Annotated in this window: 21 protein-coding genes; 12 read left to right on the top strand and 9 right to left on the bottom strand. The window is 68.9% G+C overall.

The window, feature by feature from the left end; all coding sequences use genetic code 11:
* Positions 1-55: 55 nt before the first annotated feature.
* The 3 genes from mmsA to AC0QSG_RS00165 are packed head-to-tail and all read left to right on the top strand — an operon-like array spanning position 56 to position 4073.
* Positions 56-1606, top strand: a complete 1551-nt coding sequence (gene mmsA, locus AC0QSG_RS00175) for a multiple monosaccharide ABC transporter ATP-binding protein (RefSeq protein WP_435727494.1) — start codon at positions 56-58, stop codon at positions 1604-1606.
* A 34-nt stretch (positions 1607-1640) separates the two neighbouring features.
* Positions 1641-2927 (top strand): multiple monosaccharide ABC transporter permease, encoded by a 1287-nt coding sequence (mmsB, locus tag AC0QSG_RS00170; protein WP_475376254.1) that lies wholly within the window; start codon positions 1641-1643, stop codon positions 2925-2927.
* A gap of 39 nt (positions 2928-2966) precedes the next feature.
* Positions 2967-4073 carry a substrate-binding domain-containing protein gene (locus AC0QSG_RS00165; RefSeq protein WP_475376253.1) on the top strand — a complete coding sequence of 369 codons (1107 nt, stop codon included), beginning with the start codon at positions 2967-2969 and terminating at the stop codon, positions 4071-4073.
* A gap of 109 nt (positions 4074-4182) precedes the next feature.
* Here the strand turns inward: AC0QSG_RS00165 and AC0QSG_RS00160 are convergent, their stop codons facing one another.
* Positions 4183-5139, bottom strand: a complete 957-nt coding sequence (locus AC0QSG_RS00160; RefSeq protein WP_475376252.1) for a bile acid:sodium symporter family protein — start codon at positions 5137-5139, stop codon at positions 4183-4185.
* A gap of 164 nt (positions 5140-5303) precedes the next feature.
* A complete protein-coding gene (locus tag AC0QSG_RS00155; RefSeq protein WP_475376251.1) occupies positions 5304-7523 on the bottom strand; it encodes an NADP-dependent isocitrate dehydrogenase in 2220 nt (739 codons plus the stop codon).
* Between the two features lie 169 nt (positions 7524-7692).
* Here AC0QSG_RS00155 and AC0QSG_RS00150 point away from each other — a divergent pair, with 169 nt between their 5' ends.
* A complete protein-coding gene (locus AC0QSG_RS00150) occupies positions 7693-8682 on the top strand; it encodes an N-acetylglucosamine kinase (protein WP_475376250.1) in 990 nt (329 codons plus the stop codon).
* Here AC0QSG_RS00150 and purH read toward each other — a convergent pair.
* A complete protein-coding gene (gene purH, locus AC0QSG_RS00145; RefSeq protein ID WP_475376249.1) occupies positions 8654-10327 on the bottom strand; it encodes a bifunctional phosphoribosylaminoimidazolecarboxamide formyltransferase/IMP cyclohydrolase in 1674 nt (557 codons plus the stop codon). The two genes, AC0QSG_RS00150 and purH, sit on opposite strands and share 29 nt — an antisense overlap.
* 116 nt (positions 10328-10443) lie before the next feature.
* On the bottom strand, positions 10444-10965 hold the full coding sequence (locus AC0QSG_RS00140; protein ID WP_475376248.1) for a COG4315 family predicted lipoprotein: 522 nt from the start codon (positions 10963-10965) through the stop codon (positions 10444-10446).
* A gap of 226 nt (positions 10966-11191) precedes the next feature.
* Between AC0QSG_RS00140 and AC0QSG_RS00135 the strand changes: the two genes are divergently transcribed.
* The 3 genes from AC0QSG_RS00135 to AC0QSG_RS00125 all read left to right on the top strand — a co-directional run bounded on the left by AC0QSG_RS00135 (position 11192) and on the right by AC0QSG_RS00125 (position 13163).
* Entirely contained in the window at positions 11192-11695 is a 504-nt protein-coding gene (locus AC0QSG_RS00135; protein WP_435727606.1) for a sigma-70 family RNA polymerase sigma factor, read from the top strand.
* Entirely contained in the window at positions 11692-12408 is a 717-nt protein-coding gene (locus AC0QSG_RS00130) for an anti-sigma factor family protein (RefSeq protein ID WP_475376247.1), read from the top strand. Before AC0QSG_RS00135 ends, AC0QSG_RS00130 begins: the two co-directional genes overlap by 4 nt.
* Before the next feature lie 80 nt (positions 12409-12488).
* On the top strand, positions 12489-13163 hold the full coding sequence (locus AC0QSG_RS00125) for a haloacid dehalogenase type II (protein ID WP_475376246.1): 675 nt from the start codon (positions 12489-12491) through the stop codon (positions 13161-13163).
* A gap of 130 nt (positions 13164-13293) precedes the next feature.
* Here the strand turns inward: AC0QSG_RS00125 and AC0QSG_RS00120 are convergent, their stop codons facing one another.
* Together AC0QSG_RS00120 and AC0QSG_RS00115 are read right to left on the bottom strand one after the other, a co-directional pair.
* On the bottom strand, positions 13294-13875 hold the full coding sequence (locus tag AC0QSG_RS00120; RefSeq protein WP_475376245.1) for a DUF4303 domain-containing protein: 582 nt from the start codon (positions 13873-13875) through the stop codon (positions 13294-13296).
* A gap of 173 nt (positions 13876-14048) precedes the next feature.
* Complete coding sequence (locus AC0QSG_RS00115; RefSeq protein ID WP_435727479.1) at positions 14049-15335, bottom strand: Nramp family divalent metal transporter; 1287 nt, start codon at positions 15333-15335, stop codon at positions 14049-14051.
* Positions 15336-15532: 197 nt separating this feature from the next.
* Between AC0QSG_RS00115 and AC0QSG_RS00110 the strand changes: the two genes are divergently transcribed.
* The 3 genes from AC0QSG_RS00110 (at position 15533) to AC0QSG_RS00100 (ending at position 18557) form a co-directional block, all read left to right on the top strand.
* Complete coding sequence (locus AC0QSG_RS00110; protein ID WP_475376244.1) at positions 15533-16879, top strand: MFS transporter; 1347 nt, start codon at positions 15533-15535, stop codon at positions 16877-16879.
* Between the two features lie 100 nt (positions 16880-16979).
* Positions 16980-18317 (top strand): S8 family serine peptidase, encoded by a 1338-nt coding sequence (locus AC0QSG_RS00105; protein ID WP_475376243.1) that lies wholly within the window; start codon positions 16980-16982, stop codon positions 18315-18317.
* 9 nt (positions 18318-18326) lie between these two features.
* A complete protein-coding gene (locus AC0QSG_RS00100; protein WP_435727473.1) occupies positions 18327-18557 on the top strand; it encodes a hypothetical protein in 231 nt (76 codons plus the stop codon).
* A gap of 17 nt (positions 18558-18574) precedes the next feature.
* On the opposite strand, the gene purN is transcribed toward AC0QSG_RS00100, so the two are convergent.
* On the bottom strand, positions 18575-19165 hold the full coding sequence (purN, locus tag AC0QSG_RS00095) for a phosphoribosylglycinamide formyltransferase (RefSeq protein ID WP_475376242.1): 591 nt from the start codon (positions 19163-19165) through the stop codon (positions 18575-18577).
* Between the two features lie 100 nt (positions 19166-19265).
* Here purN and AC0QSG_RS00090 point away from each other — a divergent pair, with 100 nt between their 5' ends.
* The gene (locus AC0QSG_RS00090) at positions 19266-19673 is read left to right on the top strand and encodes a hypothetical protein (RefSeq protein WP_475376241.1); all 408 of its coding nucleotides are present in this window, start codon (positions 19266-19268) and stop codon (positions 19671-19673) included.
* Positions 19670-20191 (top strand): DinB family protein, encoded by a 522-nt coding sequence (locus AC0QSG_RS00085; RefSeq protein WP_475376240.1) that lies wholly within the window; start codon positions 19670-19672, stop codon positions 20189-20191. Before AC0QSG_RS00090 ends, AC0QSG_RS00085 begins: the two co-directional genes overlap by 4 nt.
* An 18-nt stretch (positions 20192-20209) precedes the next feature.
* Here AC0QSG_RS00085 and AC0QSG_RS00080 read toward each other — a convergent pair whose 3' ends face one another.
* Both AC0QSG_RS00080 and AC0QSG_RS00075 read right to left on the bottom strand, forming a co-directional pair.
* The gene (locus AC0QSG_RS00080; RefSeq protein ID WP_475377340.1) at positions 20210-21460 is read right to left on the bottom strand and encodes a cell division protein PerM; all 1251 of its coding nucleotides are present in this window, start codon (positions 21458-21460) and stop codon (positions 20210-20212) included.
* A 167-nt stretch (positions 21461-21627) separates the two neighbouring features.
* Positions 21628-22377, bottom strand: coding sequence for a TSUP family transporter (locus tag AC0QSG_RS00075; protein ID WP_475376239.1), 750 nt, complete (start codon positions 22375-22377; stop codon positions 21628-21630).
* Between the last annotated feature and the right edge of the window lie 48 nt (positions 22378-22425).

Below are 22425 nucleotides of genomic sequence, written 5' to 3'. Positions count from 1 at the left end.
ACAGCCACCACCGGATCCACCACCCCGTCACTCCAAAGCGAAGGCAGCCAGGCGAATGAAGAACCAGCAGAACGTCCCAGTCATCTTGGAGATGCGCTCGATCACCAAGGAGTTTCCCGGGGTGAAGGCCCTCGATTCGGTGAGCCTGAGAGTCAAGTCCGCCGAGGTCCACGCCATCTGCGGCGAAAACGGCGCTGGCAAGTCCACGCTGATGAAGGTCCTCTCCGGCGTCTATCCGTATGGAACCTACACCGGGGACATCCACTACCAGTCCCAGACGCAACAGTTCAAGGACATCCGGGCTTCCGAACAGGCGGGCATCGTGATCATCCACCAGGAGCTGGCGCTCATCCCCGAACTGTCCATCATGGAGAACATCTTCCTCGGCAACGAACCCACCCGGTTCGGGATGATCGACTGGGCCGAGGCCAGAACACGATCCACGGAGCTCCTTGCGCGCGTCGGGCTTCGGGAAAACCCGGACACGCCGATCAAGGAGATCGGCGTGGGCAAGCAGCAGCTGGTCGAGATCGCCAAGGCGCTGAACAAGTCCGTGAAACTCCTCATCCTCGACGAGCCGACCGCCGCGCTCAACGAGTCCGATTCCCAGCACCTGCTGGACCTGATCCTGGGCCTCAAGGGCCGCGGGATCACGTCCATCATCATTTCCCACAAGCTCAACGAGATCGAACAGATCGCTGACTCGATCACCATCATCCGCGACGGGCGGTCCATCGAGACGCTGAACGTCAAGGCCGACGGCGTCGACGAGGACCGCATCATCAAGGGCATGGTGGGCAGGACGCTCGAGTCGCGCTTCCCCGACCACGAACCGAGCGCAGGCGAAACGTTCTTCGAAGTGCGGAACTGGAACGTCGGACATCCCCAGGTGCAGGACCGCATGGTCTGCAAGAACTCCAACTTCTTCGTCAGGCGCGGCGAGATCGTCGGGTTCGCCGGGTTGATGGGCGCCGGCCGGACCGAATTGGCGCGCTCGGTGTTCGGACGCTCCTACGGGCGCTTCCAGTCCGGTCAGCTGATCATGAACGGCAAGGAACTGCAGCTCAAGAACGTGACGCAGGCGATCAATGCCGGCCTCGGCTATGTGACCGAGGACCGCAAGACGCTCGGAGTGAACCTTCTGGACGACATCAAAAGCACGGTGGTGTCGGCGAACCTCAAGAAGATCAGCCGACTCAGCGTCGTGGACGACCACGCCGAGTTCGACACCGCCGAGCGCTACCGGAAGTCGCTGCGCATCAAGGCCCCCACCGTGGAGGAAGGCGTCGCGAAGCTCTCGGGGGGCAACCAGCAGAAGGTGGTCCTGGCGAAGTGGATGTTCACCGACCCCGAGCTACTGATCCTGGACGAGCCCACGCGCGGCATCGACGTCGGCGCCAAGTACGAGATCTACGGCATCATCCAGCAGCTGGCCAGCCAGGGCAAGGGCGTCATCGTGATCTCCTCGGAGCTGCCCGAGCTGCTGGGCCTCTCCGACCGCATCTACACGATCTTCGAAGGCGCCATCACCGGCGTCCTGAACAAGGACGAGGCCGATCAGGAATCCCTGATGCGGCTGATGACCACCGCCCGCAAATCCGCATGACGAGCACGACACTTCAGACACTAGGACGGAAACAATGAACGCGATCAAGAAGCTCTTTGGCGGCAACAGCCGGCAATTCGGCATGATCTTCGCCCTCGTGGCACTGATTCTCTTCTTCCAATGGCGCACCGACGGCCGGACCCTGACGCCCGGCAACGTCATCAACCTCTTTAACGGCAACTCCTATGTGCTGATCCTCGCGATCGGCATGGTGCTGGTGATCATCGCCGGGCACATCGACCTCTCCGTGGGATCGGTGGCCGCGTTCGTCGGGGTCGCGGTGGCGTTGGCCATGCGCGACTGGGGCATCCCCTGGTACATGGGGATCCTGCTCGGGCTCGCACTCGGCGCGCTGATCGGCGTCTGGCAGGGCTTCTTTACCGCTTACATCGGAATACCCGCGTTCATCGTCACGCTGGCCGGCATGCTGCTCTTCAGGGGACTGAACCAGTTCGTGGGGAAGTCCAACACCATCCCGGTTCCCGCCGACTTCCAAAAGATCGGCTCCGGCTACCTGCCGGAGGTCGGGCCCATCACCGGCTACAACAACCTCACGCTCCTGCTGGGCCTGGCCGCCGTCGCCTTCGTCGTCGGCGGAGCCGTCCGCGGCCGGTCGAAGGCGAAGTCGCTCGGCGCTGAGGTACCCGAGATGTGGGTGACCGCCACGAAGCTCACGCTCATCAGCGGCGCCATCCTCTACGCGACGTACCTGTTCGCCACCGGCCGTCCCGGAACCTCGTTCCCGATCCCCGGAATCATCCTGGCCGTGCTGGTCCTCATCTACGGCTTCGTCTCCTCCCGCACCGTCATCGGCCGCCACGTCTATGCGGTCGGCGGCAACCGCCACGCGGCCGAGCTCTCCGGCGTCCGCTCCCGGCGGGTCAACTTCCTGGTCATGATGAACATGTCCATCCTCGCCGGGCTGGCGGGCATGATCTTCGTCGGCCGTTCGACGGCCTCCGGACCGTTCGACGGCGTGGGCTGGGAACTGGATGCCATCGCGGCCGTCTTCATCGGCGGAGCCGCCGTCTCCGGCGGAGTGGGCACCGTGGTGGGCTCCATCATCGGCGGGCTCGTGATGGCGGTCCTGAACAACGGCCTCCAGCTCATGGGCATCGGAGCCGACGCCACACAGATCATCAAGGGCCTCGTGCTGCTGGCCGCCGTCGCCTTCGACATCTACAACAAGTCGCAGGGCAAGCCATCCATCACCGGTCTGCTCATGCGCTCGTTCGGAAACACCGGCAAGCCCAACGGCGCCCGGGAGAACCAACCCGACGAATCGACGCCCACCAAGGACGTCATCACCCACCAGGCCTAATTCCCCACAGCAATCCACACCATCAGAAAGCGAAAAACCATGCACATCTTCGGACAAGCACGCAAGGCGGCCGCCGTGGCCGCCATCGCGGCACTCGCACTGACCGGCTGCGGCCGGACGGAAACAACAGCCACCACCGGCGAGGACGGAGAGTCGGCCGTCGCCGGCTTCGAGGCCGGATCGACCATCGGCGTCGCCCTTCCGCAGAAGACCAGCGAAAACTGGGTCCTCGCGGAGAGCCTGTTCAACGAGGGCCTGACGGACGCCGGGTTCGAACCCGATGTCCAGTTCGCCAACGGCGGCGTATCGGAGCAGCAGAACCAGATCAGCGCCATGATCACCAACGGCGCGAAGGTCATCATCGTCGGCGCGATCGACGGCGCGCAGCTGGGCACCCAGCTCAAGGCGGCCAAGGAGTCCGGCGCGACCGTCATCGCCTACGACCGGCTGTTGCTGAACAGCCCCGACGTCGACTACTACGTGGCCTACGACAACTTCAAGGTCGGCGAGCTCCAGGGACAGGCCCTGTTGGACGGCCTCGCCGAGAAGAAGGGCGAGAGCCCGTACAACATCGAGCTGCTGGCCGGTTCCCCGGACGACGCCAACGCGAAGGTCTTCTTCGACGGCGCCATGTCGGTGCTCCAGCCGAAGATAGACGACGGGACACTGGTCGTCTCGTCGGGACAGACGTCGTTCGAGCAGGCAGTCACCCAGGGCTGGAAGGCCGAGAACGCCCAGAAGCGCATGGACACGCTCCTCACCGGAAGCTACTCCTCCGACGAGCTCCACGGCGTCCTTTCCCCCAACGACACGCTGGCCCGCGCCGCCCTGACCTCCGTCAAGGCCGCCGGGAAGGACACGCCCATCGTGACCGGCCAGGACTCCGAGGTGGAGTCGGTCAAGTCGATCATGGCCGGCGAGCAGTACTCGACCATCAACAAGGACACCCGCAAGCTCGTCGAGCACGCCATCACGATGGCCCAGGACCTGCAGTCCGGCACGGCGCCGGAGGTCAACGACGAGGAGAGCTACGACAACGGCGTGAAGGTCGTCCCGGCGTACCTCCTCGATCCCGTCATCGTGACCGAGGAAAACGTCAAGGAGGCCTACATCGACGATCCGGTGCTGGGCCCCATCACGAAGTAGCCGGTCCCAAGAGCAACCGAACAACTAAACGCCGGCGGCCGGCCATCGAAGGGGAACTCCCCCTCGGTGGCCGGCCGCCGGCGTTTCCGCGGCGGTGCGTCGGGGGCGGTTAGCGGGACCTGCGGCGCCAGATCGCCGCCATGACCGCGCCGGACACGTTGTGCCAGACGGAGAACACGGCGCCGGGCAGGGCCGCCTCGGGCGTGAAGAACTGCTTGGCCAGTCCCGCGGCGAGACCGGAGTTCTGCATGCCGACCTCGACCGCCATGGTGCGGCGGGACGGGACCGGCAGCTTGAACGCCTTCGCCACGCCGTAGCCGATCAGGTAGCCGCTCCCGTTGTGGAGGACAACGGCGAGCAGGATCAGCAGCCCGGCGCTGAAGATGGCTGCGGCGCTGCCGGCCACGACGGCCATGACCACGAACGTGATCGCCAGGACCGAAACCCAGGGAAGCGCCGGAAGGACCCTGGTTACCACCGCCGGGATCAGCGAGCGCGCCACCAGTCCCAGAACCACCGGGATCAGGACAATCTGCACGATGCTCAAAGCCATGGAACCTGCGTCGACCGGCATGTACTGGCCGGCCAGCCACAGGGTCAGCAGCGGGGTGAGCAGGGGCGCGATCAGCGTGGACACGCTGGTCATGGTCACGGACAGGGCGACGTCGCCCTTGGCCAGGTACGCGACGACGTTGGAGGCCGTCCCGCCGGGAGCGCAACCGACGAGGATGACGCCCGCCGCGAGTGCCGGCGGAAGCTGCAGCAGGACCGAGATGCCCAGGCCGAGCAGCGGCATGATGACGTACTGGGCGGCGACGCCGAGCAGGACCGGAAGCGGTCGCTTGGCGACCAGCGCGAAGTCCGGCAAGGTCAGTGTCAGCCCCATGCCGAACATGATGACCATGAGCCCCGGCGTGATGAACGCGGACCATCCGGTGAACGGCGTGGGAAGGAACAGGGCCAGCGCGCCGCCGGCGAGGATCAGCAGCGGGAACAGCGTCACGGCCAGGCGCGCGCTGCGTTCCTCGGCGTCGCTGGGGGTGATGGTTGTTTGGGTGGTCGACATGGTGGATACCTTGCCAAACCCGGTGTGGGGCGGGTGAATTGTGACGTCCCGCCTGAGACACCGGCAAACCCCCGCACGACGGCGGCGCGCCGCCCCTGTCCCCGGATGCCGGTCCGAGGTGGGGCGACGCGCCGCCGTCGTATGGTGTGCCGTGCCGCCCGGGGCTATCCGAGGGTCGAGACGACCGAGTTCAGCGTCTTGGAGGGACGCATCGCCGCCTCCACCTTGGCGATGTCCGGACGGTAGTAGCCGCCGAGCTCCAGCGGGGCCCCCTGGACGGCGCTGAGCTCGCCGACGATGGCCTCCTCGTTGGCGGTGAGCGCTTCGGCCACGGCGGCGAACGCCTGTGCCAGCTCGGCGTCCTCGGTCTGCGCGGCCAGCTCTTTGGCCCAGTACTGGGCGAGGTAGAAGTGGCTGCCGCGGTTGTCGAGCTCGCCGACCTTGCGCTTCGGGGACTTGTTCTCCAGCAGGAACGTTCCGGTGGCGCGGTCCAGCGTGTCCGCCAGGACCTGCGCGCGCTGGTTGCCCGTGCTCGTGGCCAGGTGCTCGAAGCTGACGGCCAGCGCCAGGAACTCGCCGAGGCTGTCCCAACGCAGGTGGTTCTCCTTCACCAGCTGCTGCACGTGCTTCGGGGCGGAGCCGCCGGCGCCGGTCTCGAAGAGTCCGCCGCCGTTGATCAGCGGCACCACGGAAAGCATCTTGGCGCTGGTGCCGAGCTCGAGGATCGGGAAGAGGTCCGTGAGGTAGTCGCGCAGCACGTTGCCGGAGACCGAGATGGTGTCTTCCCCCTTGCGCAGGCGCTCCAGGGTGAAGGCCGTGGCATCGACCGGGCTCATGATCTCGATCTGCAGGCCCTCGGTGTCGTGCTCCTCGAGGTACTCGCCGACCTTCTTGATGAGCTGCGCATCGTGCGCGCGGGTCTCGTCCAGCCAGAAGACGGCCGGGGTCGCGGAGGCGCGGGCGCGGGTGACGGCCAGCTTGACCCAGTCGCGGACCGGCACGTCCTTGGTCTGGCACGCGCGCCAGATGTCGCCCGGTGCCACCTGGTGCTCGATCAGCACGGCGCCCTTGGAATCCAGGACCTGGACGGTGCCGGCGGACTGGATCTCGAAGGTCTTGTCGTGGCTGCCGTATTCCTCGGCGGCCTGGGCCATGAGGCCGACGTTTGGGACGGTTCCCATGGTGGTGGGGTCGTAAGCGCCGTTGGCGCGGCAGTCGTCCAGGACCACCTGGTAGATGCCGGCGTAGGAGCTGTCCGGCAGCACCGCGAGCGTGTCGGCCTCCTGGCCGTCCGGTCCCCACATGTGGCCGGACGAACGGATCATGGCGGGCATGGACGCGTCGACGATGATATCGGAGGGGACGTGCAGGCTGGTGATGCCCTTGTCGGAGTCCACCATGGCCAGCGCGGGTCCCTCCTCGAGGCCCTTCGCGATCGCCGCCTGGACGCCTTCGCGGACGTCGTCCGGAAGCTCCTCGAGCCCTCCGAGGATCGCGGCGAGCCCGTTGTTCGGGCTGATGCCCGCGGCGGCCAGGTTGTCGCCGTACCGCTCGAACAGCTCCGAGAAGTAGGCCTTCACCACGTGGCCGAAGATGATGGGGTCGGAAACCTTCATCATGGTGGCCTTGAGGTGCGCCGAGAAGAGGATGCCCTCCTCCTTGGCGCGGGCGACCTGCGCGGACAGGAACGTGTCGAGGGCGACGGCGCGCATGACAGTGCCGTCGATGACCTCGTCGGCCAGCACCGGAAGGGCCTTCTTCAGGACCTTGACCGTGCCGTCCTCGCGGACGATTTGGATGGAGAGCGTGTCGTCCGCGGGGATGACCACCGACTTCTCGTTGGAGCGGAAGTCATCGGCTCCCATGGTGGCCACGTTGGTCTTGGACTCGGCGCTCCAGGCACCCATCGTGTGCGGGTTCTTCCGGGCGTAGTTCTTGACGGACAGCGGCGCGCGGCGATCGGAGTTGCCCTCGCGCAGCACGGGGTTCACGGCCGAACCCTTGATCTTGTCGTAGCGGGCGCGGATGTCCGTCTCCTCGTCGGAGGACGGGTTGTCCGGGTAGTCCGGCAGCGCGTAGCCGTGGCCCTGGAGCTCCGTGATGGCGGCCTTCAGCTGCGGGATGGACGCGCTGATGTTCGGCAGCTTGATGATGTTGGCGTCGGGGCTCTTGGCGAGCTGGCCCAGCTCGGCCAGCGCGTCCCCGGTGCGCTGTTCCTCGGTGAGGAAGTCGCCGAAGACGGCGATGATACGGCCAGCCAGCGAGATGTCGCGGGTTTCCACTTCCACGCCGGCGGTCGAGGCGAAGGCCTCGACGATCGGCAGGAACGAATACGTCGCCAGCATCGGCGCTTCATCGGTGTGGGTGTAAATAATCTTGGCCATGGGTAGCGGCTCCCTGAAAGGTCTGCGGTAACTTCACATCCGGTGTGGACTCAACAGGACAAACTTACCGGAAGGACGCCCTCCCATAGGTTTTTCGGGGTCCCGCCCCCTTCATCTTCGGCGGGTCCGGCGCGGGTTCCGCGGGCGGCGGCGCCCTATTGTTGGAAGCATGCACCACCCACCAAAGCAGACGATCCCCCTGCCCGATAGGGTGCTGGCCATCGACGCCGGCCAGACCGGCATCCGCGCCCGGGCCCACGCGAACGGCTCGCGCGAGAGCCCGCACGATTTTCCCGGCATCCGCACGGACCGGCCGCTGGCGCCGCAGCTGCGCTCCGTCGTCGAACGGGTGGGCATGGCCACGGGCGGCACGTTCGCGGCCGTCGCCGTCGGGACCTCCGGGCTGACCGACGCCGGGGGCGAGGCGCAACGCCTCCTGGACGCCTGTTCCGGCCTGGGCGTCGGTCGCGTCCTCATCGCCCACGACTCCGTGACGTCGTATCTGGGCGCCCTCGGCGACCATCCGGGTGCGGTGATCGCCAGCGGGACCGGCGTCGTCACGTTGGCAGTCGGCGCGGCCAGCGTCGCGCGCGTGGATGGCTGGGGCTACCTCATGGGCGACGCGGGAAGCGGTTACTGGCTGGGCATCGAGGCGTTCCGCACCGTGATGCGCGCCCACGACGGCCGCGGCCCGGCCACCGCGCTGACCGCGGTCCTCGCGGAGGACTTCCCAAACGTCGAACACGCCTACGTGGAGCTGCAGACCGATCCGCACCGCGTGCGCCGCATCGCCTCCTACGCCCCGAGGGTCACCGCGCTGGCGGCGACGGACGCGGTGGCCGCGGACATCTGCGCGCGCGCCGCGGCCGAACTGGCGCACTCCACGGCGACCGGCCTGCGCCGCGTCGGCGAGGACGCCCGCCCGGATCCCGTGGTCTGCTGCCTGGGTCGCGTCTTCGGCGCCGGCGAGATCCGCGGACCGTTCCTGGACCGCCTCCGGCAACAGTGGCCGGGAGTCGAACTGCGCGAACCGCTCGGAACGGGGCTCGACGGCGCGGCGCTGCTGACGACGCTGGCCCAGGACAGCGCCCTGGGCCAGCATGTTCAGATCGCGGAATCCACCGGTGCCGCTAGTGGAAGAAGTGCCGCGCGCCGGTGAAGTACATCGTGACGCCGGCGGCGTTCGCGGCGGCGATGACCTCCTCGTCGCGGACCGACCCGCCGGGCTGAACGACGGCCTTCACGCCGGCGTCGAGCAGGATCCGCAGCCCGTCGGCGAACGGGAAGAACGCGTCCGACGCCGCGACGGCGCCGCGTGCGCGCTCGGCCGAACCCGCCGCGTCCGCCGCGCCGGAGGCCCCGCCGGCCGCGTCGACATCCGAGGCCACCGAAACGCCCAGCGAATTGGCGCGCTCGACGGCCAGCTTGCAGGAATCCACGCGGTTGACCTGTCCCATGCCGATCCCGACCGCCGCGCCGTTCGCGGCGAGCAGGATCGCGTTGGACTTGGCGGCGCGGACGGCCCGCCAGGCGAAGGCGAGGTCCGCCAAGGTTGCCTCGTCGGCCGCCTCGCCGGCGGCCAGGGTCCATGTCGCGGGGGCGTCGCCTACGGCGTCGACCTTGTCGGAAACCTGGACCAGCATGCCGCCGGAGACCTGCCGGAGCTCGGTCGGATAACGGCCGTAGCCCTCCGGGAGGGCGAGCAGCCGGATGTTCTTCTTCTTGGAGAGAATCTCCACGGCCTCCCGCTCGAAGGCCGGTGCGATCACGACCTCCGTGAAGATGTCCCTGACGGTCTCGGCCATCGCGCGGGTCACCGTCCGGTTCGCGGCGATGACGCCGCCGAAGGCGGAGAGCGGGTCGCAGGCGTGCGCCTTGGCGTGCGCGTCGGCGATGGGGTCTGCCGCGTCCGCCGAGCCGACGGCGACGCCGCACGGGTTGGCGTGCTTGATGATCGCGACCGCCGGCAGCTCGAAGTCGAAGGCCGCGCGCAGGGCGGCGTCGGCGTCGACGTAGTTGTTGTAGCTCATGGCCTTGCCGTGGAGCTGGTCCGCCTGCGCGATGCCCGCCGGGGCGGCCTTGTCCACGTAGAGCGCGGCCTGCTGGTGGGGGTTCTCGCCGTACCGCAGCACCTCGGATCGCTCGAGGGCGACGCCGGAGTAGGCGGGCCAGTCGATGGTCCCGTCGCCGTCCTCGTCGAGGAACTCGCCGGCGGTCCACGTCGCGACCGCGGTGTCGTAGGAGGCGGTGTGGGCGAAGGCCTTCGCCGCCAGGCGGCGCCTGGTCTTCAGGTCGAAACCTCCGCCGGCCGCCGCCGCGACGACGTCGCCGTAGCTGCCCGGGTCGACCACGATGGAGACCGCGGCGTGGTTCTTCGCGGCGGAGCGCACCATCGCCGGCCCGCCGATGTCGATCTGTTCTACGACGTCGTCCTGTCCCGCGCCCGAGCGCACGGTCTCGACGAATGGGTAGAGGTTGACCACCACGAGGTCGAAGGGCTCGATGTCCATGTCGGCCAGCGTCTGGACGTGCTCCGGCACGCGGCGGTCCGCGAGGATTCCGCCATGCACGCGCGGGTGCAGCGTCTTGACGCGCCCGTCCAGCATTTCGGGGGAACCGGTGACTTCCTCGACGCCCTGCACGGGGATGCCGGCGGCGGCGATGCGCTGGGCCGTGGACCCGGTGGAAACGATCCGCACCCCGGCGTCGTGCAAGCCTCGGGCCAGCTCCTCCAGCCCGGACTTGTCGTAGACGGAGATCAGGGCACGACGGATGGGCACGCGGTCGAGGACGGTTTTGCTCACAAGGCTCTCCCAGGGACGGGGCGGGTGGGGATCGCGGCCAGTCTACCGGCCCGCCGCGCGGGCGCACCGCCCACGTGACGCGCCCCACGGCTCCCGCACCGTCCGCCCCGGGTGGCCTATTTGATCATTTCTCCGTCCGGAGCGGCCAGGTACCAGACCTCGCCGACACCCTGTCCGAGGATGTCGCCGGGCGCCTTGTCCTTTTCGAAGTAGTACAGGGGCATGCCGTTGAGGGTCATGTGCAACTCCCCGTCCGGGCTCTCGATGGTTCCCACCGTTCCGGTGACGCCCTCCACCATCGGCGTATCGCTCGAGGCGACCGCTATGGGCCAGGCAACCAGGCAGTCGCCCGTGCAGGCGCTGGTGTCCGAGTCCTTGGTGTCCTTGGTAAAGTAGTAGAGCGACATGCCCTCGCCATCGACGACGATCTCGCCCTCCTCCGAGTCGGCGACCATCAGGTCCACCGACGCCGCGGCATCCTCGGAGGGCGACTCCGAGGCGGCGGACGACTCCGCGGGCACGGAGCTCGCGGGGGCTTCGGGCGCATCGGTCGACGTTCCGCCGCAGCTGGCCAAGGCCATGGCGGCGAGCACGGCGCCGGCGAGTGTCAGCGCGTACCTGTTCTTGTCTGCATACATGGTTGGGTTCCTCTTCCCTATACGGGCCATAGTGGCAAGCCGGCGGTTTTTCCGTTGCCTCGGACCCCTGCCATCTAGGACGCGTTCGGTGCAGGATTGGTTCAATGCGGGTGCGACGACTTCGGTCGGGGGCCGGGCGCGACCGGGGGCGGCCTGAACCTTTTGAGCTGCGCGCACGTCCTAGGGGGTGGAAGTGGATCGCAAGAGAGACGGGCAGGGAGCCGGCGTGCCCTTGGACGAGGATCTGGTTGCCGGGATCTACCGGGACCACGGCGAGGCACTGAGGAGGTTCGTCCTGCGCGCGTCCCACGATCCGTCGTCGGCCGAGGACGTGGTGCAGGAGACGGTGCTCAAGGTGTGGCAGGCGGCCCCGCACATCACCGGCAGCCTGCGCAGCTACCTTTTCCGCACGGCGCGGAACGTCATGATCGACAACCACCGCAGGGCCTCCGCTCGACCCCGGGCGGATCTGGGACAGGAGAGGGCGGAAACGATGCCGGACACCACCGAGCGCATCGACGAGCTCCTGGGCCGCGTGCTGATGGAGGAGGCCCTCCTGCGCCTGAGCCGCGAACACCGCCAGGTGGTGCTGGCGCTGCACTACAACCGCTACACGGTCGCCGAGGCCGCCGAGCGGCTGAACATTCCAGCGGGTACGGTGAAATCCCGCGCCTACTACGCGGTGCGGGCCCTGCGCTCGGTGTTGGACGAGATGGGGGTGGAACATTGAGCGGCCCGGCCGAAAACCGCTTCCGGCGCGGCGAACACCAGGAGTTGGGCGCCTACGTCCTGGGCGGACTGTCCGATGCCGAGCGTTCCGCGTTCGAGTCCCACCTGCTCGGGTGCGGGCAATGCCGCGCCGAACTCCGGTCCTCGCGCAGCCTGCCCCGCCTACTGGCGGCCGTTCCCCTGGCTGACGCGCACACCCTCGCCGAAGCCCCCGCGCCGTATGTCGGCGATACCGGTGGCTCCCTTGCCGCAGAACCCCCCGTGTCCGTCCTCCTCGGCCGCCTGTCCACCCGGCGACGCAGGGCACGACGCCGTCGTGTTGGCTTCGCGGTGGTCCTTGCCGCCGCGTGCGTGGCACTCGGGGCGCTTATTGCTCCGGTGTTCACGCCGGCGCCGGAGCCGGGCCCCACTTACGCGCTGAATTCGGCCGACGGCGTCCGCGCCCAGATCGGCTTGGAGCGCAAGGCGTGGGGCACCGAGCTGGAGCTGACGGCCACCAGCCTTCCCACGCGGGGAACCCTGTCGCTGTGGGTGGTCGACCACGACGGCGCGGAGGAACGCGCCGGCAGTTGGTCGGCGACGGAAACGGGGAAGTCCGCGATCGTCGGCGCGGTGCCGCTGCAGGTCGGCCGGATCGCCGAGATCGAGGTGCGGAACGACGACGGCCGGGTCCTGGCCCTTGTGGCGCTTCCCGAGGGGCAGCGCGAACTGTAGCGAAGCCGGGACGTCCCCGCCCGTCGTCGTGCAGACTGGGAGGGTTCCGAAAAGCCGCACTCCCCACCCCTGGAGGATCGATGAGCACCGTGCCCGCCGTGATTGTCTTCGACGTCAACGAAACGCTGTCCAACATGTCCTCCTTGGGCGACCGGTTCGCCGAGGTCGGAGCCCCGGCAGAGCTGGCCGAGGTGTGGTTCGCCTCGTTGCTGCGGGACGGGTTCGCGCTGACCTCCACCGGCGACAACACCACCTTCGCCCAGATCGGTGCCGATTCCCTCCGCGGACTCCTGGTCGCCCGCGGCGCGGACACGGACCTGGACGGCGCCGTCGACCACATCATGGGGTCCATCGCCGGCCTGCCGCTGCACCCGGACGTGCCGGACGGAATCCGCTCGCTCGCGTCCGCCGGCCACCGGCTGGTCACGCTGACCAACGGTTCGGTCGCCACCACCGAGAAGCTGCTGACCGCGGGCGGCGTCCGCGAAGAGTTCGAAGCGCTCCTCTCGGTCGAGGACGCGCCGGTGTGGAAACCGGCGCCCGCGTCCTACGGGTACGCGGCGGCGCGGACCGGCGCCGAGCCCGCGGACCTGATGCTGGTGGCCGTCCATGCCTGGGACATCCACGGCGCGGCCCGGGCGGGCCTGCGCACCGCCTGGATCAACCGGTCCGGCGCTGACTACCCCACGTACTTCGAGGCCCCCGACGTCACGGTCGCGGCGCTGACGGAGCTGGCGGAGTCGTTGGGCCGCTGACCCACGCCCGGGCCCGTGCCCACGGCCCGCGCGTCGAGGGGAATCTCCAGCCAGAACCCGGCCTAGGCACCGAGCATGGCAGCGGACCACACGACGGCGACACCGGCGGCTTACGCGGCCGGTTCGGGCCTCACGCGGCGAGCTCCGGGAAATGCCGCTGGAGTTGTTCGGGCGTGAGGCACCTGCGGAGGATCTTGTCCGCGTGGTCCTCGTCGGAGACGTAGGCGATGAGTTCCGCGTGCTTGCCGGTCGCGAGTTCGCGGCCCAGTGACTCGGTCACCGAACACAGCATCTCGTAGTAGCGCCGGATGGTCGGTTCCCATCCGTGCTTCTCGGCCACCTGCGTCAGCGCGGCGCTCCAGAGATTGGCGGCGGACTCGTCGAAGAGCTCCATGGAACACCAGTGCCACTCGGGCGGGTTCCACCTGGTGGAGTAGAAGCTCTCCTCCACCGGCTCCACATCGTCGTCGTCTTCGCCGTCGACCACCACGGGCGCCTGGTCGTGCTGCGCCAGGGAAAGATCGCGTTCCAGTGCCTGTTCGGAGTTCAGCGCGAGGACGGGAAGTTCGATCGCGTCCGCCGGTTCCGTGGACACCCCGTCCAACGCGACCGCGTAGAACACGTGGTCCGGGTGGTGATCGATCACTTCGCGCGCCTGGCGCAGTGCAGACTTGCGGATTGCTTCTTCCAGTGCCGTCCAATCAACTCCCATGACCAGACTCTACTCCCGGTACACGCGGCCCGTTAAGGGCCCGCGCAAAAGCCGCGGCTGTGTCGCATCCACTCCCCCGAGACCGCGAAATGTCAAGGGGGAGGCACCGTCCGAACCGATCGGTCGGCGCCTTCCCCCCTTCGTTGCAGCCGCCGCTCGGCGGCACCGCGCGACTAGCCGCCCAGGACCTTCTGGACCGAAGTGAACAGCTGGTAGCCGCCCAGCGTGATGAACAGGACGGCGGTGATGACCAGTGCCGTGTTCGTGTGCCACCGGTTGCGCCAGTTCTTCGGCACACCGTACTTTCCGGAGTTCAGCAGCGGCAGCAGCGTGATCGCCAGGAACGGCATGAACAGCGCGCCGAGCACGCCGTAGGCCAGGACCAGACCAATCGGCTGGTCCAGGGTCAGCAGCAGCATGGACGGGAACGTCAGCCACAGCAGGTAGAAGCGGAAGTACTTTCCGTTGATCTTCGCGTCGGGGTGGTCCGATCCCTTGCCACGCAGGTTGGCCCAGAAGTCGGCGAACATCAGCGAAACGCCGTTCCACACGCCCAGCAGGGAGGAGAACGCCGCGGCGAAGAAGCCCCATAGGAAGCCGACGCCGATGACGTCGCCGTACCTGTCCTGCAGCACGCCCGTGAGGTCGAGCAGGCCACGGTCGCCCGCGGAAATGGTGATCCCGGCGACCTGCACCACCTCGACGCCGACAATCAGCATCGAAATCACGAAGATGGCGGTCATGACGTAGGCCATCGTGTTGTCGATGCGCATGACCCTCATCCAGCCCGGGGTGATCCAGCCCTTCTCCCGCAGCCAGTAGCCGTAGGCGGCCAGCGTGATGGTTCCGCCGACTCCGCCGGCGAGCGCCAGCGTGTAGAGCAGGCCGCCCTCGGGCAGCCGCGGGACGAGGCCGGCGAACATCGCCGGGATGTTCGGGGAGGCGATGACGGCGAGCCCGACGATCGTCACGAACATGAGGCCGACGAGCACGGCGGTGATCTTCTCGAAGACGGAGTAGCGGTTAAGCCACACCATCGCGAAGCCCAGCAGTCCGGTGCCGACCGCGAAGACCCACAGCGGAACGGCAGGGAAAAGCGCGGCCAGCGGAAGCGCCGTGGAGGACATCGCCGAGGCGCCGTAGACGATGCCCCAGATCAGGATGTAGGGCCCGAAGTACCAGACCGGCCAGCGGCCCAGCGACCGCCAGCCCTGGAAGATGGTCTTGCCGGTGGACAGCGTGAAGCGTCCGGCCCCCTCGACCAGGACGATCTTCAGCAGCACGCCGAGCACCACGGCCCACAGCAGCATGTAGCCGTAGCGGGAACCGGCGGCCAGCGTGGCGACCATGTCCGCGGCGCCGACGCCGGTCGCGGCGACCACGAGTCCCGGGCCGATGACTTTCCATTTGTGTTTGCGTGCGCGCTCTTCCGAGTCGGCGTTCGCGGTGTTCTCTGCCATGCGGCGAACCTTTCTGGTGGAACCGGCCCGCCGTGGCGGCGTCGGCGTTGAGTGACCGTCAGTCATGTTAGCTTGCGCAGGGATGGCGGACGCGCGGTCGGCGCGCGGCCATGGAGGATACTGTCAGCAGGCAGACGACGCCGGCGGCCCAACCGGGCGGGCCGGCCACTACACGGATTAGGGGGTCGTCCACGGCCATGAAGGTACAGAATTCGCCCTCGGGCGAGTCCATCGTCCAGAACCTCCCGTGGCGCTGGGGCGTCCAGGGGAAGATCTTCCTGATCGGCGGGCTCGGCTTCATGTTCGACGCCTGGGACGTCACGCTCAACGGCGCGCTGATCCCCCTCGTCATGGAGGAATGGGACCTCGAACGCACGACGGCGGCGTGGCTGGGGACCGCGAACCTCATCGGCATGGCGCTGGGCGCCTTCGTCTGGGGAACCATCGCGGACCGGGTCGGCCGCAAGACGGCCTTCACCTGGACGCTGTTGATCTTCTCCATCTTCACGGTCGCCGGCGCACTGGCGCCGGACTTCACGTGGTTCGCGGCCTTCCGCTTCCTCGCCGGCTTCGGGCTGGGCGGGTGCATTCCCGTGGACTACGCGCTGGTCGGCGAGTTCACGCCCCGTCGGCAGCGCGGCAGGATCCTCACGGCCATGGACGGGTGGTGGCCCATCGGCGCCGCCATGGCGTTCTTCGTCTCGGCGGTCATCCAGTCCACCACGGAGAACTGGCGCCTGATCCTGGTGGTCATGGTGCTGCCCGCGCTGCTGGTTTTCTGGATCCGGCGCAGCGTGCCGGAGTCGCCCCTGTACCTGATCCGGCAGGGCAGGAAGAAGGAGGCGAGCGCTGTCATCGACGACCTGGTGCGCCGCACCGGGGGAACGCATGTTCCGTACAGCCTGCCCGAGCCCGCCGAGACCCCCGGCCTGTCCGCCGGGTCCTGGGGCGAACAGCTCGTGCGCGTGTGGCGCTTCGACTGGCGGATCACATTCACCGCATGGACCCTCTTCTTCACCGTTCTCCTCGTCTACTACCTGGCCCTCACCTGGATGCCGTCGATCCTCGCCGACGCGGGCATGGCCCAGGTGGCGGCCTTCTTCAGCACGGCCGGGATGGCCGCCGTCGGGCTGCTCGGCGTGGGCGTCGCCGCCCTGCTGGTGGAGCGGGTCGGCCGCAAATGGCTGCTCGGCGTGTCCGCCCCGCTGTCGGCGCTGGTACTTGTGATGGTGGCGCAGACGCTGTCCGCCCCGCGCACCGCCGTCGTCTGGCTGTTGGTGTTCGGCTTCGTGGTCCAGATTGCGATTCCCGTGCTGTACGCCTACGTCTCCGAGCTCTACCCCACCGAGCTCCGCGGCTCCGGATTCGGGTGGGCGTCCACGTTCAGCCGGCTCGGCGCGGGCTTCGGCCCACTGGTGTTCGCGATCGTCTGGCCGGTGTTCGGTCTCGCCAACTCCTTCCTGGTCGCGGGGGCGCTGGTGCTGCTCGCCGTCGTGTGGATGGCGTTCAACGCCCCGGAGACGCGGTCGGTCGCGCTTCACTGATCCGGTCAACAGGCGTCCGCCCCTCCGTGTAATCCGTCCGGCCCCGCGACTAGACTGGCGCCAGCGGGCCACCCATCCCCCGGTCACTGGAAGGACCACCATGCTGAATGCGGAACAACCGTTCACCGACGAAGTCACCACGGGTCGATTCATCGTGGTGTTCGACATCGACGGCGACGACTTCGACGCCCCGGCGCTGCTCTCTGAGTGCGGGCTGGGCGACGTCGCCGATTCGCGCGACTTCTCCACGGCCGCGGAGGGAAGCGTCGCCGCGGCCGGCACCGACACCTACTTCGCCGAACTCGGCATCGCGGTGGTGTCCGCCGATCCCGAGCGCCTGGGCATGCTGCGCTCCGTCGCGGCCGGCCGGCAACGTCCCGTGGCGGTTTCCCCCGAGCTGATGCATCACGTCCTGGCGCCGGCGCACGCCGAATCCCGGGGCCGGACCCGGACCCGAGGCCGCCGGGCGGCCGCCGCGGCCCCCGACTCGCCCACGGCCGTGCCCACGAATTTCGAGGACAACGACGCCTTCACGTGGGGCCTCCAGGCGACCCTGGCCGCCGAGTCGGCCTACTCCGGCCAAGGCATCAGGGTGGCGGTCCTGGACACCGGGTTCGACACGTCGCACCCGGACTTCGCCGGCCGCACCGTCGTCGCCAAATCCTTCGTGGACGGCGAGGATGCCACGGACGGCCACGGCCACGGGACCCACTGCATCGGCAGTGCCTGCGGTCCGCGCGCCCCCGAGGGCTCGCGCGGCTACGGCGTGGCCCACGAGGCGGACATCTACTCGGGCAAGGTGCTCGGCGCGTCCGGATCCGGCACGGACGCCACGATCCTCGCCGGCATCGACTGGGCCGTGGGCAACGGCTGCGCGATCGTCTCGATGTCCCTGGGCGCCGACGTCGCCCAGATCCACCCGCCCTACGTCGCGGCGGGCCAGCGCGCGCTGGCCAAGGGCACGCTGATCATTGCGGCCGCCGGCAACAACGCCAACCGCTCCGTCGGGGACTTCGGCTTTGTCGGCGCTCCGGCGAACAGCCCGTACATCATGGCCGTCGGCGCCCTGGACGGGACACTCGAGATGGCGGATTTCTCGGCGCGCACGCTCCCCGGACGCGGCGGGCAGGTGGACGTCGCCGGACCTGGCGTCGAAATCCATTCCTCCTGGCCCATGCCGGAGCGCTACCGGAGCATCAGCGGCACCTCCATGGCCACGCCGCACGCGGCGGGCGTGGCGGCCCTTCTCGCCGAGGCCACCGGGTTGCGGGGCCGGGAGCTGTGGGCCGAGGTCGTGCAGGAGGCGCGGCGACTGGAGTCCGCGTCCGTCGACGTGGGCGCCGGTCTCGTCCAGGCCCCGCCCCCGGCGGATCCTTCCCTGCCGAACACCAGCGGCATGCGCGCACGGGTCGCCGAACCGCTCCCCGGACAGGGATAGGGCCGGCCGATGCGCATCACCGTGACGGTTGATTCGGAACACGCGGACCGGGTGGAGGAGGTCGCCTCCCACCTGAGCGGGGCCGGGATGCGGGTCGACCGCGTCCTCGGCTCGCTCGGAATGGTCTCCGGCACGGCCGACGACGCCTGCCGGCCGGCGCTGGACGCCGTGGCGGGCGTCGCGTCCATCGACGTTCAGCTGGAGGTCGCCATCGCACCGCCGGAGGACGACATCCAGTAGAACCACCGTGGGCCGCGCTAGGGGCGGGCCGGGGTTGACGCCCCGTGCCGGGCGGACAGTTCGCCGAGCGTCCGGATCAGCAGCGCTCGCTCGGCGACCTTGATCCGTTCGTGCAGGGTCTCCTCGTTGTCTTCGGGAAGCACCTCGACGGCGGTCTGCGCCAGGATGGGGCCTGTGTCGACCCCTGCGTCGGCGATGTGCACGGTGCAGCCGGTGACTTTCACCCCGTAGGCCAGCGCGTCGCGGACCCCGTGCGCGCCGGGGAAGCTGGGCAGCAGGGCGGGGTGCGTGTTGATGTAGGTGCCGTCGAACGCGCCGATGAACTCCTCGCCGACGATGCGCATGAAGCCGGAGGACACCACGTAGTCGGGCTCGTAGGACAGGCACTTCGCGGTCAGTTCGCGGTTCCAGGCGCCGCGGTCGCCGAAGTCCCGGAAGTTGACCACGAACGTCTCGATGCCGGCGGCGGCGGAGCGTTCCACGCCGCGCGTGCCGTGACGGTCGGCGCCGACCGCCGCGATCTCCACATCGAGGCCACCGGAAGCGACGGCGTCGATGACGGCCTGGAGGTTGGAGCCGGTCCCGGACACGAGGGCAACAATGCGCATGCCCTCCAGTTTAGGCGGTGGTCCGTTGCCCTCCGTCCCGCGCGTCGCCGGACGGAGCGGCGCGCACCGGGCAGAAGCGTCACGGCGCTAGGCTGGAAACATGACGGCGCCATCAAAGGACTCTACGGCCCAGGCGTACCGAAGCGTCTCCGCGTGGGTCCGCGCCGCCATCGTCCTGATGCTGGGCGCCTACCTGGCCGCCGGAGCCGCCCTGCCGTGGAAACTCGCGGCCGTGGCGCTCGGCGTGGCCGGCGTCGTGGTCGGCACGATCGCGACGATCAAGGTCTTCCGGGCGCAGGTGCCCGGTTTCATGCGGGCCATCATCCCGCTGGCGACCCTCGCCTGCCTGCTCTTCACGCTCTCCACCGGCGTCCAATCGCTGTTCTACGGTCCGACGTCGGACTACGAACAGTGCGTGCACAACTCCGTGACCGAGCGCGCGCAGAGCCAGTGCCAGCGCGACTACCAGGACAAACTCAGGAACATGGAAGGGATTCTCGGCACATGAGCGATTGGACACCGGACACCAAGGACTGGACCTGGACCATCGAACGGGAATGCCCGGAGTGCGGCGTGGACGTCTCGGTGCTGTCGCCGCAGGACGTCGCGGCCGAGGTCCGCTCGTCGCTCCCGCGCTGGCAGGAGGCCCTGTCCCGGGCCGACGTCGCCGCCCGGCCCGCCCCGAACGTGTGGAGCACGCTCGAGTACGGCGCACACGTGCGCGACGTGTTCCGCGTGATGCACTACCGGCTGGACCTGATGCTGACCCGCGAGGCGCCGGCCTTTCCCGACTGGGACCAGGACGAGACGGCCATCGAGGACGACTACGCCGGACAGGATCCGCACGCCGTCATCACGCAGCTCTCCGCAGCGGGCCGCGGTTTCGCGGACGCGCTCGACGCGGTGCTGCGGCGGGAGCTGGTGCGTCCGGGGAAGCGCGGCAACGGGTCGCAGTTCACGGTCCAGACGCTCGGGCGCTACGCCTGGCACGACGTGGCCCACCACCTGCACGACGTCGGCGCATAGCTTCGGCGCTCCCGCCGGCTAGTCCTCCAGGACGGGGTCGCGTTCGAAGACCGGCGCCACGAGGTATCCAACGACCGTGCCGATGCAGATCTCGGCACCCAGCATCAGTGCCGTCGTCCAGAGGTTCGGGCCGATCTCGGTCAGCCGGCCGATGCCGAGCGACCCGCCGGAAAGCCAACTGCCGAGCACCGACAAGAGGCCGGCCGTCGCCCCGATGAACAACCCGAGCGCCAGCGTGGAGGCGGCCAGCGTCAGCCAGCGGGTCTTGTTCTTGATGGAGATCCAGTCGTCCAGGTGGTTCTCTCCCTCGCGCAGGAACCACCATCCGGCCACCACCCCGGCCAGCACGGGGACCAGCATGAAGAGCCAGGCGGAGTCCAGCGCGCCGGTGGGCAGCGCGGCGAGCACGGGAATCGCCGGCAGCGGCCCGACAGTCGTCTGCAGCGTGCTCAACGTGCTTCCCACGCCCAGGGTGAATCCTCCCCCGCTGATCCAGGCCAGCGTCCACGCCGCGAGGTTGGGCAGGATGCCCAGCTGGCCCACGGTCAGCACCGTTCCCCCGACCGGTCCACCGCGCAGCTGCTGGTAGACGTTGGATATCTCCACCCAGTGGAGGCCCAGGTTGATGGCCAACACCACGCAGGCCAACGACAGGGCCGCCACGTAGCCGATGGCGCCGGCACGGAGCACGGCCCACACGTAGGAGCCGGCCCAGCGCGAATGCTGGCTGGCCCTGGCGATCCACGCGGCCACGTCGACGCCGATCAGCCGGCCCCACGAGCCCGCCTCCCGGTAGGCGCCGACGACGACGCCGGCACCGGCCGCGACGAGCGGCACCAGGGCGGCCGCCGCCAGGTTCACCGAGACCTCCTCGGTGTCCACGGCGTATCCCGTGGCCAGTCCGAACAGCAGGTAGGCGACCAGCGCTCCGGCGATGCCCTGCCAGAGCTGGTCGGTGTAGCAGGCGCGGGCGATGCGCCGCCCCGCCCGCCACGAGAGGAAGAACGGTATGAGCGCCAGTCCCAGGGGGACGATCGAGAGGGTTCCGGACAGGGGCTCGGCGGACGAACCGCCGGCCGGCACCACCAGCCCCAGCGGGACACCGTGGATGGCCAGCCAGACCTGGCCCGCCAGCTTGAACAGCGAATCGAGCGTACGGTCCGCGAACCCGCCGGCGAACCACACGACCACGAGCGGTACCACCACCAGTGCCGCCGAGAGGAACGCGCTCTGCAGGAACTCCAGGCCGCCCTGCAGCCACAGCGGCATGGGCAGCCCGTCGCGCAGCGCGGTGCGCAGGGACGCCGCGTAACCGCGCGCACGGTCGGCGCGTTCGGCGTGGTTCCGGTGGGGCAGTCGCTGGTCTTTCATCGACTCAATCGTGCCACCGATCGTGTGCGGCGGTGCCCAGCGACGCGGCGCCGCGCGCGAACGGGTCAGAACGCCTCGAGCAGTCCCTTGGCCAGCGCGGCGATCGCGCCGAGGAATGCGACGCAGATCACGAACAGCCGGGCGTGCCGGTCCCGCACGTGGCGTTGCAGCACCTCCCCGCCGAAGATCCCCGCCACGATCGCGACGACGATCAGCGCCCACGCCCACGGCTCGACGGCCGGCATCTGGGACGGATCCGCGATGAGTTTGGTGGCGATCGCCACGATGCCGATGACGACGAAGAACGGCTGCAGGGTCGCGGCGAAGGGACGTTGTTCCCAGCGCGCGAGGATCGCGTAGGCGCTCACCGCGGGTCCGCCGACGCCGGCCATGGAGTTGGTCAGTCCGGACAGGGCCCCCGCGACGGCGCGCGGGCCGTTGCCGCTCACTACGACGTCCGCCCGGCTCAACGCCAGCGACAACACCAAGGCCACCAGCACCACTGCGCCGACCGTGATGGACAGGGTGGATGACGGCAGGAGCCCCGCCAGGATCGCGCCCGGAATCGATCCGGCGAGGCTCGCGACCGTAAACCAGCGGAAGACCGACCAGTCGATGTCCCGCCAGACGCGCGGGGCGATCAGCGCCGAGGACACGACGCCGCAGACGTTGATCAGGAGAACGCCAGCATGGGGCCCCAGCAGGATCACGAGGAACGGCGAAACCAGCAGGGCGAAGCCGATCCCGGCCACCCGCTGCGCCACGGCGCCGACGACGATCAGGCCCAGCACCAGCACCAGCATTCCGGAATCCACCGGGCAAGACTACCGGCCCGGCAACGTTCACCCGTCCTGGGGCTCCAG

The sequence above is a fragment of the Arthrobacter sp. LT660 genome, assembly GCF_056172845.1.
Note: the sequence above shows the minus strand (reverse complement) of the source record. Positions and strands in the feature narration are given on the sequence as shown.

Excerpts from the sequence above, each read along its gene's own strand:
- mmsA (WP_435727494.1), top strand. The coding sequence starts at position 56 with ATGAAGAACCAGCAGAACGTCCCAGTCATCTTGGAGATGCGCTCGATC.
- mmsB (WP_475376254.1), top strand. The coding sequence starts at position 1,641 with ATGAACGCGATCAAGAAGCTCTTTGGCGGCAACAGCCGGCAATTCGGC.
- AC0QSG_RS00165 (WP_475376253.1), top strand. The coding sequence starts at position 2,967 with ATGCACATCTTCGGACAAGCACGCAAGGCGGCCGCCGTGGCCGCCATC.
- AC0QSG_RS00160 (WP_475376252.1), bottom strand. The coding sequence starts at position 5,139 with ATGTCGACCACCCAAACAACCATCACCCCCAGCGACGCCGAGGAACGC.
- AC0QSG_RS00155 (WP_475376251.1), bottom strand. The coding sequence starts at position 7,523 with ATGGCCAAGATTATTTACACCCACACCGATGAAGCGCCGATGCTGGCG.
- AC0QSG_RS00150 (WP_475376250.1), top strand. The coding sequence starts at position 7,693 with ATGCACCACCCACCAAAGCAGACGATCCCCCTGCCCGATAGGGTGCTG.
- AC0QSG_RS00140 (WP_475376248.1), bottom strand. The coding sequence starts at position 10,965 with ATGTATGCAGACAAGAACAGGTACGCGCTGACACTCGCCGGCGCCGTG.
- AC0QSG_RS00125 (WP_475376246.1), top strand. The coding sequence starts at position 12,489 with ATGAGCACCGTGCCCGCCGTGATTGTCTTCGACGTCAACGAAACGCTG.
- AC0QSG_RS00120 (WP_475376245.1), bottom strand. The coding sequence starts at position 13,875 with ATGGGAGTTGATTGGACGGCACTGGAAGAAGCAATCCGCAAGTCTGCA.
- AC0QSG_RS00115 (WP_435727479.1), bottom strand. The coding sequence starts at position 15,335 with ATGGCAGAGAACACCGCGAACGCCGACTCGGAAGAGCGCGCACGCAAA.
- AC0QSG_RS00110 (WP_475376244.1), top strand. The coding sequence starts at position 15,533 with ATGAAGGTACAGAATTCGCCCTCGGGCGAGTCCATCGTCCAGAACCTC.
- AC0QSG_RS00105 (WP_475376243.1), top strand. The coding sequence starts at position 16,980 with ATGCTGAATGCGGAACAACCGTTCACCGACGAAGTCACCACGGGTCGA.
- AC0QSG_RS00100 (WP_435727473.1), top strand. The coding sequence starts at position 18,327 with ATGCGCATCACCGTGACGGTTGATTCGGAACACGCGGACCGGGTGGAG.
- purN (WP_475376242.1), bottom strand. The coding sequence starts at position 19,165 with ATGCGCATTGTTGCCCTCGTGTCCGGGACCGGCTCCAACCTCCAGGCC.
- AC0QSG_RS00090 (WP_475376241.1), top strand. The coding sequence starts at position 19,266 with ATGACGGCGCCATCAAAGGACTCTACGGCCCAGGCGTACCGAAGCGTC.
- AC0QSG_RS00085 (WP_475376240.1), top strand. The coding sequence starts at position 19,670 with ATGAGCGATTGGACACCGGACACCAAGGACTGGACCTGGACCATCGAA.
- AC0QSG_RS00080 (WP_475377340.1), bottom strand. The coding sequence starts at position 21,460 with ATGCCGCTGTGGCTGCAGGGCGGCCTGGAGTTCCTGCAGAGCGCGTTC.